The 18,411-nt window shown below is 41.6% G+C and carries 11 protein-coding genes and 1 tRNA gene; 7 read left to right on the top strand and 5 right to left on the bottom strand.

Features of this window, described 5'->3' with window-relative positions; translation table 11 throughout:
• Positions 1 to 154 precede the first annotated feature (154 nt).
• Entirely contained in the window at positions 155 to 1,522 is a 1,368-nt protein-coding gene (locus HGG78_RS02155) for an L-serine ammonia-lyase (RefSeq protein ID WP_172531953.1), read from the top strand.
• 111 nt (positions 1,523 to 1,633) lie between these two features.
• Here HGG78_RS02155 and HGG78_RS02150 read toward each other — a convergent pair whose 3' ends face one another.
• Positions 1,634 to 2,413, bottom strand: coding sequence for a hypothetical protein (locus HGG78_RS02150; protein ID WP_172531952.1), 780 nt, complete (start codon positions 2,411 to 2,413; stop codon positions 1,634 to 1,636).
• A gap of 271 nt (positions 2,414 to 2,684) precedes the next feature.
• Here HGG78_RS02150 and HGG78_RS02145 point away from each other — a divergent pair, with 271 nt between their 5' ends.
• From HGG78_RS02145 to HGG78_RS02125, 5 genes are all read left to right on the top strand, one after another.
• On the top strand, positions 2,685 to 4,223 hold the full coding sequence (locus HGG78_RS02145; protein ID WP_053310142.1) for a bifunctional GNAT family N-acetyltransferase/carbon-nitrogen hydrolase family protein: 1,539 nt from the start codon (positions 2,685 to 2,687) through the stop codon (positions 4,221 to 4,223).
• Between the two features lie 184 nt (positions 4,224 to 4,407).
• Positions 4,408 to 5,646 (top strand): DEAD/DEAH box helicase, encoded by a 1,239-nt coding sequence (locus tag HGG78_RS02140; RefSeq protein ID WP_053310143.1) that lies wholly within the window; start codon positions 4,408 to 4,410, stop codon positions 5,644 to 5,646.
• Positions 5,647 to 5,856: 210 nt separating this feature from the next.
• Positions 5,857 to 7,638 carry an alpha-amylase family protein gene (locus HGG78_RS02135; protein ID WP_172531951.1) on the top strand — a complete coding sequence of 594 codons (1,782 nt, stop codon included), beginning with the start codon at positions 5,857 to 5,859 and terminating at the stop codon, positions 7,636 to 7,638.
• Between the two features lie 56 nt (positions 7,639 to 7,694).
• Positions 7,695 to 10,730 (top strand): EAL domain-containing protein, encoded by a 3,036-nt coding sequence (locus HGG78_RS02130; protein ID WP_172531950.1) that lies wholly within the window; start codon positions 7,695 to 7,697, stop codon positions 10,728 to 10,730.
• A 146-nt stretch (positions 10,731 to 10,876) separates the two neighbouring features.
• Complete coding sequence (locus HGG78_RS02125; RefSeq protein ID WP_053310145.1) at positions 10,877 to 11,467, top strand: hypothetical protein; 591 nt, start codon at positions 10,877 to 10,879, stop codon at positions 11,465 to 11,467.
• A gap of 56 nt (positions 11,468 to 11,523) precedes the next feature.
• Here the strand turns inward: HGG78_RS02125 and HGG78_RS02120 are convergent.
• Positions 11,524 to 11,600 (bottom strand) — tRNA-Arg (locus HGG78_RS02120).
• Between the two features lie 201 nt (positions 11,601 to 11,801).
• Here HGG78_RS02120 and folD point away from each other — a divergent pair.
• The gene (gene folD, locus HGG78_RS02115) at positions 11,802 to 12,665 is read left to right on the top strand and encodes a bifunctional methylenetetrahydrofolate dehydrogenase/methenyltetrahydrofolate cyclohydrolase FolD (RefSeq protein ID WP_053310146.1); all 864 of its coding nucleotides are present in this window, start codon (positions 11,802 to 11,804) and stop codon (positions 12,663 to 12,665) included.
• Positions 12,666 to 12,720: 55 nt separating this feature from the next.
• Here the strand turns inward: folD and HGG78_RS02110 are convergent, their stop codons facing one another.
• The 3 genes from HGG78_RS02110 to HGG78_RS02100 form a co-directional block, all read right to left on the bottom strand.
• A complete protein-coding gene (locus HGG78_RS02110; RefSeq protein ID WP_172531949.1) occupies positions 12,721 to 15,801 on the bottom strand; it encodes a hypothetical protein in 3,081 nt (1,026 codons plus the stop codon).
• A gap of 127 nt (positions 15,802 to 15,928) precedes the next feature.
• Entirely contained in the window at positions 15,929 to 17,071 is a 1,143-nt protein-coding gene (locus tag HGG78_RS19235) for a diguanylate cyclase (protein ID WP_172531948.1), read from the bottom strand.
• Positions 17,072 to 17,419: 348 nt separating this feature from the next.
• The gene (locus tag HGG78_RS02100; protein WP_053310149.1) at positions 17,420 to 18,394 is read right to left on the bottom strand and encodes a lytic murein transglycosylase; all 975 of its coding nucleotides are present in this window, start codon (positions 18,392 to 18,394) and stop codon (positions 17,420 to 17,422) included.
• Between the last annotated feature and the right edge of the window lie 17 nt (positions 18,395 to 18,411).

Here is an 18,411-nt window from a genome sequence, read left to right as displayed (position 1 = left end):
ATTACATCGTGATTACAATATGATGAATTTTTGATATTTACTCAACTGGTTAAGATATTAAATTTTTGTTACAAAGCATTCAATCTTCTCTCTCTTTCACTAACGAAAAACGCTACTATTGCTAACAGTCACTCTCTTTATCGTAGGTATTGCCATGTTATCCATTTTTGAGATTTTTAAAATTGGCGTCGGCCCTTCAAGTTCACACACCAACGGTCCGATGATCGCCGGTTATCAATTCACACGCCTTATTGCTGATCTTTCTGAAGTAAAGCGAGTACAAGTTGATCTTTATGGCTCTTTATCGTTAACCGGTAAGGGCCACCATACCGACCGAGCGGTCGTTCTTGGTTTACTGGGCAATAAGCCCGACACCATCAAAATAACCAGTGCCAAGCAATCACTAGCCGTTGCTTTCGAAGAGGGAATACTCAACTTAGCAGGCTCTCACAATATCGCTTTTGACGTTCAAACCGACCTTATTTTCCAATCGACCAACCTGCCACTGCACGAAAATGGCATGACTATTACGGCCTTTGGTAAACAAGGGCAGCAGCTTGCCTTTGAAACCTATTATTCAGTCGGAGGCGGATTTGTTGCCACAGCGCAAGAGCTGCAACATGGCAGCAGTCAACCGACAGTAGACGTCGAATTCTCTTTCTCCTCTGCCGACGAACTCCTATTCAAAGCTGAAAAAAATGGGCTCAGTTTAGGTGGTTTAGTGCTCCGCAATGAACTTGCCTTTCAAAGCGTTGAAGAGATCAATAAAAAAGCTGACCAAATTTGGAAGGTAATGTCGCTGTGTATGCAACGAGGTTTAGAAACAGAAGGAATACTAGAAGGAGGGCTGCATGTCACTCGCCGAGCACCTGCGCTATTAAAAAAGCTGGAAGCAAATGCGGCAATAGAGAATGACCCAATGGAAATCATGGATTGGATTAATTTATTTGCTTTTGCAGTAAGCGAAGAGAATGCAGCGGGTGGACAAGTGGTCACATCACCAACTAACGGTGCCGCTGGCGTCATTCCTGCGGTGCTAATGTACTACCATCGTTTCATTAAGCCGCTCGACACCAAACAGTTGAAAGATTTTCTAGCCGTTGCTGGCGCGATTGGAATTTTGTACAAAACCAATGCATCAATATCTGGCGCTGAAGTGGGTTGTCAAGGTGAAATTGGCGTGTCTTCCTCTATGGCTGCGGCAGGGTTAACCGCACTGAGAGGCGGCAGTAACGAACAAATATGCATTGCCGCAGAAATCGCGATGGAACATTCATTGGGTATGACTTGTGACCCAATTGGAGGGTTAGTCCAAGTGCCATGTATAGAGCGAAATGCCATGGGGGCAATGAAAGCGATAAACGCCTCTCGAATGGCATTAAAACGAACCAGTAAATGTTTAATATCTTTAGATAAAGTCATCGATACTATGTTTCAAACTGGTAAGGACATGAACAAAAAATATCGAGAAACATCATTAGGTGGGTTGGCACTTATTCATTTAGCTCCACCTTGTGAATAAACGGTCTCTGATAAAAATAAACCTTATACCCTTCCGACTTGAATTTGCAGCGGTGTTGGCTACGTTCACTCACCCCAATCACATAGTGTATCTATGCTAATGGGGATGAACTCACTTGCCGCCTACCTGCAACTGCAAGTGGTTTTCTAGCTTCTGCTCTGCCGCTTCGCGTTGAATGATCCATTGATAACTCAATGACAAAATACAAATTTCAACTGCACAAACAAACAGCCAAATTGCAGAGGCTAAGAATGTCACCATCAAAATATTGGACGCAAACAATGGTTGCAACACGATATTGATCAATGTCGGGATCACACCAATCAAAATAAACAGCGATTTACTGTGTGGCTTCGACCTGCGCCACGCAATAGTTAACCCTCTTGGTTGATGGTCTAAAGCCGTTGCAGGTAACACCAGTGACCAACGCGCTAATAACCAGCAAATAGGAAGCATCACGCCATAAGTCATAAGCTGTAACACCCATTGTGCAGCACCAACAGTACTTGCAAGTGACCCGACCAGAAACAAAGGGATAAACATCGCACCAAACAGAGCACTCGCCAATACACCCCACCACCCCACAAATCGCCACTCACGGATACTGATATGGAAAATAGCCCCTAAGCTGCATGACTTTTCATCTAACAGTGCCAAACGGTGAATCCTAACGGTCGCCATTGCTGCTGTCGCCAAATAAAGTAAACCAATCAGCATATTCAATGGTGTAAAGATCACTTGAGGCTGTGAAATATCAACCCAACCTAAAACAAAATAGCCATTCACTACACAAAAAGGAGAAGACAGAAAAAGCAACGTCAGCCAGTTTGCTCTTACTAATTTAAGCGCACTGACCACCGTATATTGGATGGGTAACTGTTGATCTTCCATGAATGAATTCCCTTACGAAACAGTAGGGTTAATATATCGGATATGGATGTTTTTTATCCGAAAACCTCTGTGATGCGAATCTAACTCCCCATAGTAGTTGTTAACAATATTGTTTTTATCTCGATAAAAAATTAACGAAGCTGTGCTAGTAATCTTCAGAAGGTTAAGAGATAGTGAAAATGTCGTATTACTCGTTGCTATTTTTTCCTGGCTATCAGTCAGCTGATTTCTAACGAGCAATCCAGATAAATAAAAAAAGGATACTTATTCAATGAGAAAATCAACCCCACGCTTAACCTTAAGAGTCATAGAGACGAGTGATTATTCTGAACTGGCGGCGTTAATGGATCTGGTCTTTCATGACGTTGGCGGGTCATGGCCACGGATGACCATCATGGACCTTGTACATCAGTTTCCTGACGGGCAAATTTGTATTGAAGATGATGGGCGCATTGTTGGCGCAGCATTAACAATTAAAGTTGACTATAACCGGATGTCATTACCGCACGTCTATACCGACATCATCAATGAAAATAATGTGATTCAACATAAAACCAGTGGTGATGCACTTTATGGTTTGGATGTGTTTGTCCACCCAGATTACCGAGGTTTACGTTTAGGAAGACGTCTTTACGAGGCAAGAAAAGAGTTATGTCGCAGCAATAACTTGAAAGCAATTTTGGCTGGTGGGCGTATTCCAGGTTACGCTAAACATGCCAAAGAAATGAAGGTCGCTGAATATATAGAAAAAATCAAAAGACGCGAGCTGCATGACCCTATTTTATCTTTTCAATTAGCGAATGATTTCGACGTAAAACGTATTATGCGTCACTACCTACCGGAAGACGACAGCTCACAAGGCTACGCAACATTATTAGAATGGGATAATTTCTTCTATGAAGAAGATATCTTTTCTGTTCATGATATTGAAAAGACTATTGTTCGCTTAGGCATTGTGCAATGGCAGATGCGCGCGATGGAAAGCGTCGAAGACTTGATGCAACAATCTGAATTTTTTGTGTCATCACTGTCCAATTACAAGGCCGATTTCGCCTTATTTCCAGAGTTTTTCAATGCGCCGTTAATGGGGTTACAAAATGATAAGAATTCAGTTGAAGCAATACGCTTTCTTGCTTCATTCAGCGATGAAATAAAACTGCATTTTTCACAATTGGCAGTCACCTACAACATCAACATTATTGCTGGCAGTATGCCGGTGATCAAAGATGACCAACTGTATAATGTCTCCTATTTGCTGCATCGAGATGGCTCGATAGACGAGCAGTATAAAATTCATATCACTCCACATGAAAAAAGAGACTGGGTGATTGATGGTGGCGATAAGGTGAAGGTTTTTGAAACCGATGCAGGACGTGTCGGCATTTTGATTTGCTACGACAGTGAGTTTCCAGAACTTGGCAGAATGATGGCAGAACAAGATGTGCAGATCATCTTCGTGCCATTTTGGACTGATACCAAAAATGGTTACCAACGCGTACGCTTATGCTCACAAGCCCGTGCCATCGAAAACGAATGCTATGTTGCTATTGGCGGCAGTGTTGGAAACCTTCCAAGGGTGGATAATGTCGACATTCAATATGCTCAGTCGGCGGTTTTCTCCCCTTCTGATATCTATTTCCCACACGATGCAACGATCACAGAGGCAAGCCCTAACACTGAAATGATCATTTTTGCAGACGTTGATTTAGACAAACTCAAGCAGCTCAACATGGAAGGCTCCGTCACTAACTTACGTCACCGACGATTGGACCTATATGGCGGATTTACTCAAAAACGTTCAGCTAAATAACTTCGACTAGCAGCAGTGATACTCAAGCGGTATCACTGCCTTTCATGAACAACAAAATAGCTATCGCTAAAATGTGCGATCTTCGTTCGCGTTTGCTGACTTCATGCTAGAATGTGCTCTTATCGACACAGGTTGAGCCTTGTTGGGCTAATCCTACCAAATTATCATAATTCTGAGAGTCAGCATGCCATTCTCCAATCTTGGATTGAGCGATCCAATCTTAAAAGCCGTTACCGAACTCGGTTATTCCGCCCCCACTCCCATCCAAGAAAAGGCGATTCCAGCCATTTTAACGGGTAAAAATGTGATAGCGGCGGCGCAGACCGGTACCGGTAAAACGGCCAGTTTTGTATTGCCTATTCTACAAATGCTCAGCCAAGGAAAAACACAGCGTGCCAAACGCGTACGTGCATTAATTCTTGCTCCAACTCGTGAGTTAGCACTGCAAGTAGAAGAAAACATTACGCAATATGCGAAATATCTTTCACTGACATCGCTTGCAATGTACGGCGGTGTTGATTCTCAAAAACAGAAACAACGCTTGATTGAAGGTGTGGATATTTTGATCGCCACACCAGGCCGCTTGCTTGATATGTATGGACAACGTGCCGTCCATTTTGACGAGCTGGAAGTGTTAGTCATGGATGAAGCCGACCGCATGTTGGATATGGGCTTCATTGAAGACATCAATAAAATTGTTGATCGCCTACCGCTTGATCGTCAGAACTTGCTGTTTTCTGCAACACTCTCTCGCCCAGTACGCGAACTGGCAAAATCAGCGATTAATAACCCAATCGAAATTGATGTTGCGGGCTACAACAAAACACCAAATCAAATTGAGCAGTGGATCATCACGGTCGATAAAGATCAAAAATCCGCTCTGCTTAGCCATTTGATCAATGAAAACCAATGGCAGCAGGCGATGATTTTCATTGAAACCAAACATGGCGCCGCCAAGTTAGCCAGTCAATTGGAAAAACGCGGCATCACCGCCGAAGCATTTCATAGCGGGCGTAGCCAAGAAGTTCGAGAAAAATTATTGGCCGATTTCAAAGCCGGTAAACTTCAATTTCTGATTGCGACTGGCGTCGCGGCTCGCGGGATTGATATCGACAACTTAGAGCGTGTTATCAATTACGATCTGCCCTACCCAGCTGAAAACTACATTCACCGTATCGGCCGTACTGGTCGCGCAGGTGCTACAGGCGAAGCAATCTCACTGGTATCAAGAGATGACTTTAAAAACTTATGTATGATTGAAAGTCGCTTAGGACATTTATTGGTACGCAAAGAGATTGAAGGCTTCACCCCGAAAAAAGACGTACCTATTTCGATTTTAAATTACCACTTGAAAAAGCGTGATAACGACCGCTCCAATGCGTCTCGTCCCCCTTCTCGCCCTAAGCAAGCTAAACGCTCGTAAGCGTTGACTCTCTATCCATAGACCTCACCAGTTAGTGGGGTCTATGCTAGTTAGCGTTCCAAATAATTCAAACCGCATCACACTTCCGCTCACTCCTTGCCATCTACGCCCCCAATTAATGCATCAAGGAGGATTTTGTCTCATTGCGCTTCAACTAGCCTAAAACTCATCCAATATTGATATAAACGTGATGGCTTAGGTTCAACCGTTATGACCACTAATAAATACAATATCTATCAGGTATTCACGCGCTTATTTGGTAATAAAAAAAGTGTCAATACTCCGTGGGGCAGCGCCGAACAAAATGGCTTGGGTAAATTCAGTGATTTTACTCATCAAGCGCTGGCTGAAATTCAAAAGTTGGGCATCACCCATATTTGGTATACCGGTGTACCCCACCATGCTTTGGTTCGTAACTACACTCAATACGGCATTCACAACGATCACCCAAGTGTGGTCAAAGGCCGTGCAGGCTCACCCTATGCTGTCAAAGACTACTATTCGGTCAATCCAGATTTAGCCGATAACCCTGAACAGCGAAATGAAGAGTTTGCAGCATTAATTCACCGAACGCACAATGCGGGTATGAAAGTCATCATCGATATCGTCCCTAATCATGTTGCAAGGCAGTATCGCGGCTTAAATAACCCTGCTGGTGTAAATGATTTCGGAGCCAATGATGACACCAGTGTCGAATATGCAAGAGATAACAACTTCTATTACATTCCACAGCAGCCATTTGAACTGCCTGATATACCTACTTCCCTTTTGCCACTCGGTGGCGAAAAGCACCCTGATTTAGCAACGCCATACCATGAATATCCTGCAAAATGGACAGGCAATGGTTCACGACTTGCTAAACCCAATGCGGATGACTGGTACGAAACCGTCAAAGTAAATTACGGCATAAGACCCGACGGCAGCAAAGATTTTGTGTCGTTACCAGAAGAGTACCGTTTTAAGTCTCACCGTGAGCATGCTGCATTCTGGCAAGATAAAAGCGTGCCAGATTCATGGGTCAAGTTTCGCGATATTGCGTTGTATTGGATCAATAAAGGCGTCGATGGCTTTCGCTACGACATGGCAGAGATGGTGCCTATTGAGTTCTGGAGCTATATGAACTCGGCGATTAAACAACAAAATCCACACGCATTTTTATTAGCCGAAGTGTACCAACCGGAGCTATACCGAGATTATATTCAGCTAGGAAAGATGGATTATCTCTACGATAAAGTAGACCTTTACGATTCATTAAAAGCGGTGATGCAAGGTCATGGTTCGACCAAAGAGATTGGCCGCATTGAATATCAATTGCGTGATATTGAACATCACATGCTGCACTTTCTCGATAATCACGATGAGCAGCGTATAGCATCACCACAATTTGCAGGAAGTGCTGAAAAAGCGATCCCCGCGATGTTGATTTCAACGTGCTTATCGACCGCGCCAACCATGATTTATTTCGGACAAGAAGTCGGGGAAGCGGGTGCCGAACATGCAGGCTTTGGTCAGCCATCTCGCACTTCTATCTTCGACTATATTGGTGTGCCAAGTCATCAGCGCTGGATGAACAACGGCCTATTTGATGGTGGCCAATTAACTGATAGTGAAAAGCAACTTCGCGATTTTTATTGCACATTGCTCAATTTAGCCAAACAGAGCCCGGCCTTGATGGGCGAATATCATGATTTGTATGCGCAAAACGTTGACAACTTTGCTCCTCTGCAAGACAGCCTATTTGCTTTTGCTCGAGGGAATACCACTCAAAAACTGATCCTGGCGGCGAACTTCAGTGACACTCACTCGAAATCATTACATCTAAGTATTCCGATGGCATTGATTAAGTATTGGGGATTAAGCGAGGGGGAATATCCACTGTTTGAGCACCTTACCCAGCAAGCACTGGTATTGATAGTGAATGAGAAAGAAGATACAGCCTACGTACCACTTCAGTTTTCACCACTTTCCGCGCACTTTATCGAACTGATTTAGGGATAATAAACTTACCCTGTAAGCAACTACTAACATTAACACTGACGACTAATGATATGCCTAAAAATAAACCAAGCCGTCCAACAATTGGTGTGATCATGCCAATGCTAAGTGGGTTCTATATGGGAGAGTTGAGCGCAACCTGCCGTCAACTCGCCAAGCAGAATAACGCTAATTTAGTCATCATTCGTTCCGGAGAGCAACGAGATTTTGACCTCGACGTTAGCTTAAACCACCTTGATGCATTACTGGTGGTTCTTCATTGTGCTTCCGACCGCTTAGTAAAAAAAGCATTAGCTAAAAATATTCCGGTAATCTCATTAGCAGCCAGTTATTCACCACTCCCTGTCGAACAATTTTGCAGCACCCAACGCGCTGGAATTGAAGCACTTTATGATTGGCTTTACACCAATGGCCATACCCAAATTGGCTTCTGCGGAGATTTATCGGTCAATGATATACGCTCACGCTTTAAGGCTTATCAAGATTCGTTAAGTAAATATCACCATATCTATCAGTCTGAACACGTTTTTTGCGTCGATAATTGTGCTTTATCCGGAGGAAGAGAGGCCGCGTTAGCTTTCATTGAGAGAAAGTCCGATTGTAGTGCCGTGATCTGTGCCACCGATCAAAATGCGATTGGTATGATTGAACAATTGCAACATTTAGGCTGGAAAGTTCCAGAGCAAGTTGCCATCGTTGGCGTCGATAACATCTTTTTGGGTAAACAAACTCATCCTCAGCTAACCACTGTCGATCAACAGCTTGAATCTTTGGCTAATCAAGCATTCCAGCGCGCCCTCCAACGAATTGCTGGTGATCCATTTCAACATGAGATTCATCACATATCACAAAAATTGGTGGTTAGAGAATCCTGTGGAAACACCAATACCAACAACAGAACGAATGAAACGCAAGGATCAATAAGACACGCTCTAACCAATGTTCGAGGTCTATCTCCAGCAGAACTATTTGAAAGTTTCTATGCACAAGCTAAAAATGGCTTTAATTCAATACTCGATACTCACGGGTTATATGGTTCTGGATTTGATTGGGCCTGCATGGCTACCTATCACTCAGGACAACTCGAAGTAACGGATTGGGCAGAACGCGGTTATATAAAACCACAAATAACGTTAAAGGCAGAAAGCGACAGTTACGGTTTGAGTGCCTTTCCACAGCTCAATTCTGACGAACATTTCATGGCAACCATCATCCCAATTTCAACCGGGCAAAAAAGCCATTGGCGATTACTGGCCATCGTTGATTCATTACAAGGTGAAGATTGCGTTGCTTCTCAAGCTATGTTTAACAATTACCTCGATATGTTGTCCTTATTCATCGAACGAGATGAATTATTAAAAACAAGCCAATTGCGCCAAAAAAATGCACAACAACTACTCCAACAGTTAAAAGTCGTATCAAACAGTTCCAATGACGGCATTTGGGATTGGGACTTAAAAACCAATACTCTTCATTGGAATAGTCGTCTCATCAAAATGTTAGGAATGGATGATGACCTAGAGACAAAGCATTTTGATTGTGATCAATTGTTTGAGCATATTCACCCTGAAGACTTGGAAGAATTAGAAAAACAAATACAGTCACATTTCCTAAACAACACGCCCTTTAAAACCCAATTTCGAATGCGTAAGTTTGATGATACTTACATTTGGGTACAGGCGAATGGTTCAGCAGTACGCGACTCAAATGGCAAGGCCGTGCGCTTTATTGGATCGATGACCGACATAACAGAGCAAAGGGAGTCAGCGGCTAAAATCCACCATATGGCTTATTTTGACTCATTGACTGGGGTTGCAAATCGACGTAAAGCTATCGAAGAAATTACCGCTCACATCGACAATAAGTCAACACAGCTTAAAGCTGTAATGCTCATGGACTTAAACCGTTTTAAAATGGTCAACGATTCATTCGGCCACCATGTCGGCGATGCATTACTTTGCCATGTTGCCAGAGAGATAACCCAAGCACTGGGTTCAAAGCACACAATAGCAAGGCTTGGAGGGGATGAATTTCTGCTATTTTGCTCTGTTGCAAATGTAGAACAAGCCAGTGATATTGCACAAAAAATACTGCGCAGTATTGAAAAACCGATGCGTCACAATCAAATAAAAGTTAGTAGCCAGGGAAGTTTAGGGATGGCAATTTATCCCTCCGATGCTTCATCCACCGAAGAACTGATCAAAAATGCAGACATTGCCATGTACCGTGCGAAACAACAAGGTGGCGGAAAGTACCTCAGATTCAGTCCTGAGATGCATAAAGAATCGAGCAAATTTATTGCTCTGGAACAACGGCTATCGAAAGCAATTGATGACAATAAAATCGATATTTACTACCAACCGCAAGTATGTAACAAAAGTGGGAAAATCGTTGCTACTGAAGTCTTAGCGCGTTGGTCTTGCCCGATCAATGGGCAGATACCTCCTAGCAAATTTATTCCAGTTGCTGAAATATCTGGGTTGATTGAAAAACTAGGCAAACAAATATTTACCAAAGTCTGTGAAGATATAAGTCATTCAAAACTGTTGCAGGGACTCAATCAGATATCAATAAACATCAGTGCTCGCCAACTCACCCAGCCAGATTTTGCTAACTTAATCATCAACACCATTAATGGCTACCAATTACCTGCATCGTTATTTTGTTTAGAAATTACAGAAACCGCCGCATTCACGGATTATGATCAATCGTTACGTTCGTTAAAAAAACTCAGTGATGCAGGTATTTCTATCTCATTAGATGATTTTGGGACCGGTTTTTCATCACTATCACTGCTAAAAAACTTGCCACTGTCGGAAGTTAAAATAGACCGCAGTTTTATACTCGACATGACATTAGATCAATCCAACCTGGAATTTGTATCTTCAATGATTTTAATGGGACAAAGTTTAGGTTATCGAGTCGTTGCTGAGGGTGTAGAGACCAAAGAGCATGTAAAACAATTGTCTTCATTAGGCGTCGATCTACTGCAAGGTTACTATTATTCAAAACCCCTTCCGTTAGATAAATTTACTATCAAATATCAAGAACAATATTCGAACGAGGCCCTGAAATTACTAATAGAGTGAACGGCCATCAATATTAGCCATGAGACGCGATTGCTACCCTTTTTATCGCATAACTCTGGATGAAAGATTAACATGCATCATTGCTCGGTAGTGTCACTCACCTATCGAGCTGATTTTTTATATTTAACAGACAACAAGGTGATGACATGTGCGAGTTAACAACAGAACAAACCGATGCAATAGCCACCTTCAAACACAGCCTCCATCTTCCTGGCGGTGGTTTTCATGCGCTTATCGTTGAATTATGTAGAGAGTTCCAATTACCTTTCCAAGTTGTTCGCTCCGTTCTTAAGCAGGCACAAGCTTCTATCGAAACAAAAATACGAAACCAATTTGATGATGTTGTTGCTAGTGATTTAACCAAAGAACATTGGCTAAGCATCATAAAAGATGAACTCAACGAACGAGCAAAAGATAACATTCCTCTGATGGAAATGCTGATTGATAGTGAAATCTACCGTCAGTTTCTTGATCAAAGTAAATCACCACTTCGCACTGAATCGGAGCGTGAATGTCTTTTAGAGCAATTAATGCAGGCTTATGAACAACAAGTTTATAAACCTCTCAAAGCCATGCTGTACACCACTGCCTTGCAGTGGCAACTGCCGAGCGATTTATTGGATATGACCGAAGAAACGCGCCAATTGTTTAATAACTATCCGCAACATATGGAAGCCAGTGCATTATTATTTAAGCTCAGTGAACAAATTAGCTCTCAACCACTGAGCGAGAATTAATCTCACAAACGAAAAAAGCCTGACAACTTAATAAGTTATCAGGCTTCTAGAAGAAATGGCACGCCCTGTAGGATTCGAACCTACGACCACATCCTTAGAAGGGACGTGCTCTATCCAGCTGAGCTAAGGGCGCGCTACAGGGAAAGGATTATACGAGTTGAACTCGGTAAATCAATCGCTTTCTCTAACATTTTGTTTCAAATGCCTAAAAAAGAGTCGCCCAGCAATATACTGATGAAAAACAAAACAAAGCAAACGTTTGCTTATAGATGTTATTAAAAATATCTGCGACAATGCCCGCAAAAATTTTCGCTACGAATGTGTAAGGAAAGTCATGACCGCTCAAAATATTGATGGAACACTTATTTCACAAACAGTCCGCTCAGAAGTCGCAGCACGAGTAAAAGCTCGTACTCATGCAGGGTTGCGCGCGCCAGGCCTTGCTGTTGTATTAGTCGGTGAAGATCCTGCATCGCAAGTTTATGTTGGCAGCAAGCGTAGAGCGTGTGAAGAAGTTGGTTTTGTATCGAAGTCTTATGACCTTCCTGCCACCGCCAGTGAAGAAGAGTTACTGACGTTAGTCGATCAACTTAATGAAGATCCAGAAATTGATGGCATCTTAGTACAACTGCCACTACCGGCTGGTATTGACACAACTCATGTACTTGAGCGCATCATTCCTGAGAAAGATGTGGATGGTTTCCATCCATACAATGTAGGCCGTTTAGCGCAACGCATTCCTAAACTGCGCTCATGTACACCAAAAGGCATTATCACACTGCTCGATCGCTACAATATTCAACTACGCGGTAAACACGCGGTGATTGTAGGCGCTTCCAATATTGTTGGCCGCCCAATGACACTTGAATTACTGCTTGCGGGCTGTACGACAACGACATGCCATCGCTTCACTAAAGACTTAGAGCACCATGTGCGCCAAGCTGATGTTTTGGTTGTTGCTGTTGGTAAACCCAACTTTATTCCAGGTGCTTGGGTGAAAGACGGTGCGATTGTGGTCGATGTTGGCATTAACCGCTTGGAATCAGGCAAACTAGTGGGTGATGTGGAGTACGATGTCGCTAGGGCGAAAGCAAGCTTTATCACACCAGTCCCTGGTGGCGTTGGCCCAATGACGGTGGCAAGTCTGATAGAAAATACGATGCTTGCGTGTGAACAGTTTCATACTAAAGTAAGTTGATCTCCCGTAATAAAGATGGTGACCGGTTATCGGTCACCATTTGAAAAATAGGACTCTAAAGTGATGTTATCCAATCCCCGCCATCTAAAGTAATGTTAACCAACTCCCACCAATAAAGATTACTCGGTTCAGAGTAGCCTTTACCAAGAACTCGGGTATTACTATAACCACCACCATCGGGACCACTATAAAACTTCCTGTCTCCATAACGGGCTATAATAATAGGTCCAGTAGAGAGCCAGGCCCCACCAGCTTTGATATTATCAGAAGCATCGATAAGTGTTAAAGTAACATTGTAAGAAAGCCCTTCACCTTCACAGGAGCTGATTTCATTCCAATTGATAATCTTATTTTCAGATATACAGCTATCATTTCGCACGAGCCTAAAAATTGCAGCTCCTTGCTCTCCCGTTATTTTCGATTCCATTGAAACCTTAACGAGTTGATTTCTCTCTAATGCTTGATGCCCTAATACACTAAATCGACTACCTTCTAAATTATAGGTCGTACCCACACCTAGTTTGTTCTTAGTACCTAAATCGCTCTTAAGTGTAAGGATATTTTGATTTATGGTGTAATAAAGAGAAAATACTTGATTGGCATCTGTTTCTTGTGGAGAGTTAACCTGAACTATGAAATGCTTTTTCTCTGATGCGAAATAGTTATCACTTTCCTCTTCATAAACATATATATTGAAATGTCCCGCGCCTGAATCATAATCATTAAGTGATATTTCACCACTATTTACATCTACTGATATACTAGACGATTCAGCACTTATCATATAGATTCTCTTTCCATATTGTGCTGAAGACACAACTGGTTTTATTTTTTTAAATGGAGAAAAATCAACACTGATGTTGTCAATAACAATACCTGGATGGGTTGCTTTCTTTACACTGCCGCTGATTATTTGGGTTGACTCCTTATAATTTCTAGAACTTGAAGTTACTTCTATATTGTAATCTCCTGCCCCCTTGATAGTAAGTTCACCAGTGCTTTTGTTAACCTCTACATTGTTATTGTTTGAGCTAAGCAATTTATAATTAGTTGTAATTATCTCGTTAGAACCAATCGGCTGAGAAATATTAGGAGACAATGTCAAATTATCTTGATATTCAATCGATGGATAACTAAATTTTATTGGATTATCCGCTTGAGCAACCATGACATTAAATGTCATTTCACTTTCGGAGAAACCACCACGACCTGAATCGACGACTCTAACTATAGCAACACCTGCATTTAATATATCCATACTCCCATCGCTATTTACCTTAATAACATCTATCGCTGAATTAGAATTTAACGAATAAGAGAGTTGCCCATTTGCTCCGATAATGACTGGGGCAGGAAGACTTTTCTGGTCCAAAGATGCTGAAACAACCGATTGAGGGCTTAACGTTAATGATGATTTAACTGGTTGAACGGTAATCACAATGTCACGTATATTTGATGCTTGAAAATTAGAGCTTTCAGGTTTTCTGACTGTAACCACTGTGGTACCAGAATTAATAACTTTCAGAATATGTGCATCAGTTGTAGTTACTACTTCTTTATTACTTATGTTAATGATTTCCAGATCACTGTTAGTAGTAATTCCATAGTACTTATATAAATCAATTAGTAAGTCATTACCATATACCACAGTAATCGGTTTTAACTCTTCTAGCTGTGGTTGAACACCTTGGCTTATTTCAACTATTACAGTTGCATTATTAGCAACAGGTTGGTAATTACGCCCACCATCATCAGATATACTTAAAACATAATAACCAACACCAGGTATTTTTAATTGTTCATCACGTAAAGTTATTCCTGATGGCTCACTCGATATAATAGATAAATTACCTTTTTGGCCAACCAAATGAAAAGGTAAAGACAAATCTTCATGATATTCTGACTTAATAAAATCATTTCTCAATCCAGGGTGGGGAGCTTTGATTACATCATATGAGATAACGCCTTGGTATTTTTTATATCTATCATTTTCTGGAACAGTTACCGTAACATCAGTAGTTCCTGTATTATTAATTTGAGGAAAATGAGTAGACGGGTCTATACTCAATACATCTTGACCATCAGCGATAGAATAGCTTACAGATTCAGGACTACCATTGAAGCTTGGCTGAAGACGCTTTTCTTCCTCAAACACTACAGATTGCTTATCTAGCTTTAGAGAATAAGGTGCTTCAGCTTTATTTATCTTCACTGTAAATGTAGCGCTTTCTCTACTAGTACTATACCCCGGCTGATATTCGACATTTGCCTGAATTATTGCCTCACCAGCTTTTAGTATTTCCATTTCTCCAGTAGCAGGATTGATGTTTAAAACATCCTGACCATCCCAAACGGAATAATTCTGACTTTTTATTGGAGCCCCGGTAATTTTATTTGCTTGAATAAATAAGCCATCACTATATTCTTGTTCAAAATTCTCATAACTTAATGTATCCGCTGACACAGCCGTTACTATAATCTTAGCCATTACACTAGTAGATTTATAACTACTATTTCCAGAGTCGGTGATAGTTACAATAGCTGTTCCTGCAAATCCATTAGCAGTGACATTTCCTTCATGATCCACACTAATAATATGGTCATACTTAGGTTGAACCGTAAAGTTGAGTTCGCCTTTGAATCCTCTAACATTTAACTTACGCGTATTATTATCACCAAGCGTATTAAGTGTTAAGGAGTCAGCCTTTAAACTCGAATTATCCCACTTTTCAATTGTGACATTAAATATATCTTTTGCAGTTTTGTAACCATTAAGTGTGTCCGTAGCCGTAACGGTAACCGAACCTGGTTTTAGTACCATTAAGCTTCCATCGCCATTATCGACAACAATATCAGCTGGATCACTCGTATAGCTAACCTCACCCATTTGATTAAAAACAGTTGGGCTAAAACTATATCCAGCATAGCTAGATGACGATAATAAAGTGATATCATTTACCACAATATCAAGACGATCTTTTTCGCTTTCCAAAGAGGGAATACTGGTTGGTGGTGTAACACTCTTTGGTGTCGTAACTACATTCGAAGATGAATCCCCTTCACCTCCCCCGCATGCAGCCAACGATATCCCTATCGCCAAAACTAATCCTAATCGATTTACGCTTGGCATTAACATATAAGTCTCTCTGTAGATGATATTTTGGCCAATAATAACCAGTATCAACATCTAAAAACATGAAGAGAAACTTCTACTTTCTGCTCTAATTGACAACAACATCAATGGACAAAAAAAAGGGAGAACATTACCATGCATTTTCTGATGGATTAGTGCCGTAACTCCTCTTGATTTCCGAACCAACTTCTGCAACGCAAACTTTACCTTTGCCTGCCTTTTTGGCTTGATACATAGCCCTGTCTGCAATCGTCAGGCTATCACTCAAGTCCATCTTTTTCGTGTCAACGAATGCAATACCAATACTTGCTCCAACATCGTTCACTACTTTTTTTAGTGAAGAGAGCTGCTGGCTAGAAAATAGTGCAATGATCTCATTTGCCATGTTCACGACATCCTGCTCGCTGGCATACTCTTTCACATAAATAGCAAATTCATCGCCACCGATGCGAGCAACATCATATGCACCTAAGCTTTGTTGTAGATATTGCTCTGCCACGGCTTTCAACTTTAAGCCAAATTCAGCTAGGACGATGTCGCCATAATTATGACCATAGCGATCATTAATGTTCTTGAAATTATCTAAGTCGATATAAATTATTGCGCTTTGGTAGTGATGAGTTAATTGCATGGAATGATAAAGTACCGAGTTGAAACTAGAACGGTTAGCCAACTTGGTCAGTGAGTCAATATAAGCGAGTTCATGAATACCTTCCTCATGCATTTTAAGTATGTAGTCATCCATTTGAGACTGAAAATAAATCAAGATATGACACATGCCACTTAATGCAATCAATGTAATGACCAAGCGGATACTCATCACATGAGAATATTCGTAGATCGACAATTGGAAAGCGAGCGTTATAAAAACACCAGTAATAAATAGAAAGGAAAGAAGTAAACCATGCTTAAATTGATTAATAAATATTCCGATTGCGGCAAGCGGATATACCCACATTACCCCCGTACCTTCATATCCACCAGTTATGACAAGGTATAAGCTTAAAGAGTAAATAATCGCAGAAAGGCAAACCAAGCCAACCGTTCGCCAACGAGTCAATAGCCACACCGTCAGTAAGCCAAAACCAGTGTAAAATGCTAGAGTTGTTGCCAGTAACACTTGACCTTTATAAAAGCAATAAGCAGAAAAAACACCAAGAAATACGATACCAAATAGCGTCAAAGCAAAGACCATCATCCGTTGCCGGTGATGTTTTGTTAAGACTACTTCCGATAGTTTATCCGCTACAAAGCTGTGAACGTCATGCGCCACCGATATTCCTCTGTAAAGTGCTGCCACCAGCTATGACTAGCAAGTGATTTCGACCGCTAAACATAACCAAAAGAAACAAATAAGTGTGACATTGGTTCAAAATAATAAAAATGATAGTAACCAAAAAAAAAGTAAACCACCACAGCACTATTCACAAAATCATAAACTTTTAAGCAATTATACCCAAACAACTTGAAGTTGCAGGTAGGCGGCAAGTGAGTTCATCCCCATGAGCATAGATAAACTATGTGATTGGGGTGAGCGAATGCAGCCAACACCGCTGCAGCTTCAAGTGGGAAGGGTATAGTTGAATTCATCACCCAGGTTGAGTAATGAATTCAACGACAACTAAAAACTGGCGATGCGGTCCGCTAAATGGCTAACGGCGAGCGCAAAATAATACGAACGATTCCACTTCATTAACACGTTGTAATTGTTATATACCAAATAAACTCGACCAGCTTCATCGTCTGGCATGATCAACCAAGCTTGAATATCGTCTGTTAGCGTGGGCAACGGGCGGCCATCATAACGAGTAACGCCTAGCTTGGACCACTCTTGCAGGAATTTGCCTTTTTCTGATTGACGTCCTTCTAGCTCATGGTCAAATCCCTTCGGGATTTTTACTTGGCGGCCCCAAGTGTATTTATCATCCCAACCTGATTGGCTTAAGTAATTGGCCGTTGAAGCAAACACATCTTCTTTAGTGCCCCAAATATCTTTTTTGCCATCACCATTGCCATCAGAAGCGAAGGCCAAAAATGAACTAGGCATAAATTGACATTGGCCCATTGCACCTGCCCATGACCCTTTCATGTCGTCAGCACTGATATGACCTTGCTGTAGAATCTGCAGTGCAGCCATCGTCTCTTTACGAAAAAATGCCTCTCTTCTACCGTCGTAAGCCATGGTCGTTAAAGCATCAATAACACTATAACCCCCCGTCAATGCACCGAAATTACTTTCCACTCCCCATAGCGCCACGATAAAACGAGGTTGTACACCATACAGTTTGCCAATACGGCTAAGTTGATCATAGTGCTTTTCATACAAGGCTTTGGCTTGGTTTACTTTCCAATCTGGCACTGCACGGGGAATATATTCGTCCAGCGTCAATTTTTTTTCTGGCTGATTGCGATCCGCTTTGACCGCACGCGGCTTGTAAGCAACATCTTTGAAAGCATCGCTTAAAATTTGCTCTGAGATCCCTTCACTGCGTGCTTGCTGTTTTAAGCTTTCGACATACTGTTCGAAACTGACTTCATTCGCCATTAACGGCGCAGTAAGACTCAAACCTAATACGACTGACAATAATTTTCTCAAATCGCCCTCCTTGAGCT

It is taken from the genome of Vibrio aestuarianus (assembly GCF_012395185.1).
GTDB classification, from domain to species: domain Bacteria; phylum Pseudomonadota; class Gammaproteobacteria; order Enterobacterales; family Vibrionaceae; genus Vibrio; species Vibrio aestuarianus.
The sequence above is the reverse complement of the archived record's forward strand: the minus strand, read 5'-3'. Positions and strand labels throughout refer to the sequence as shown.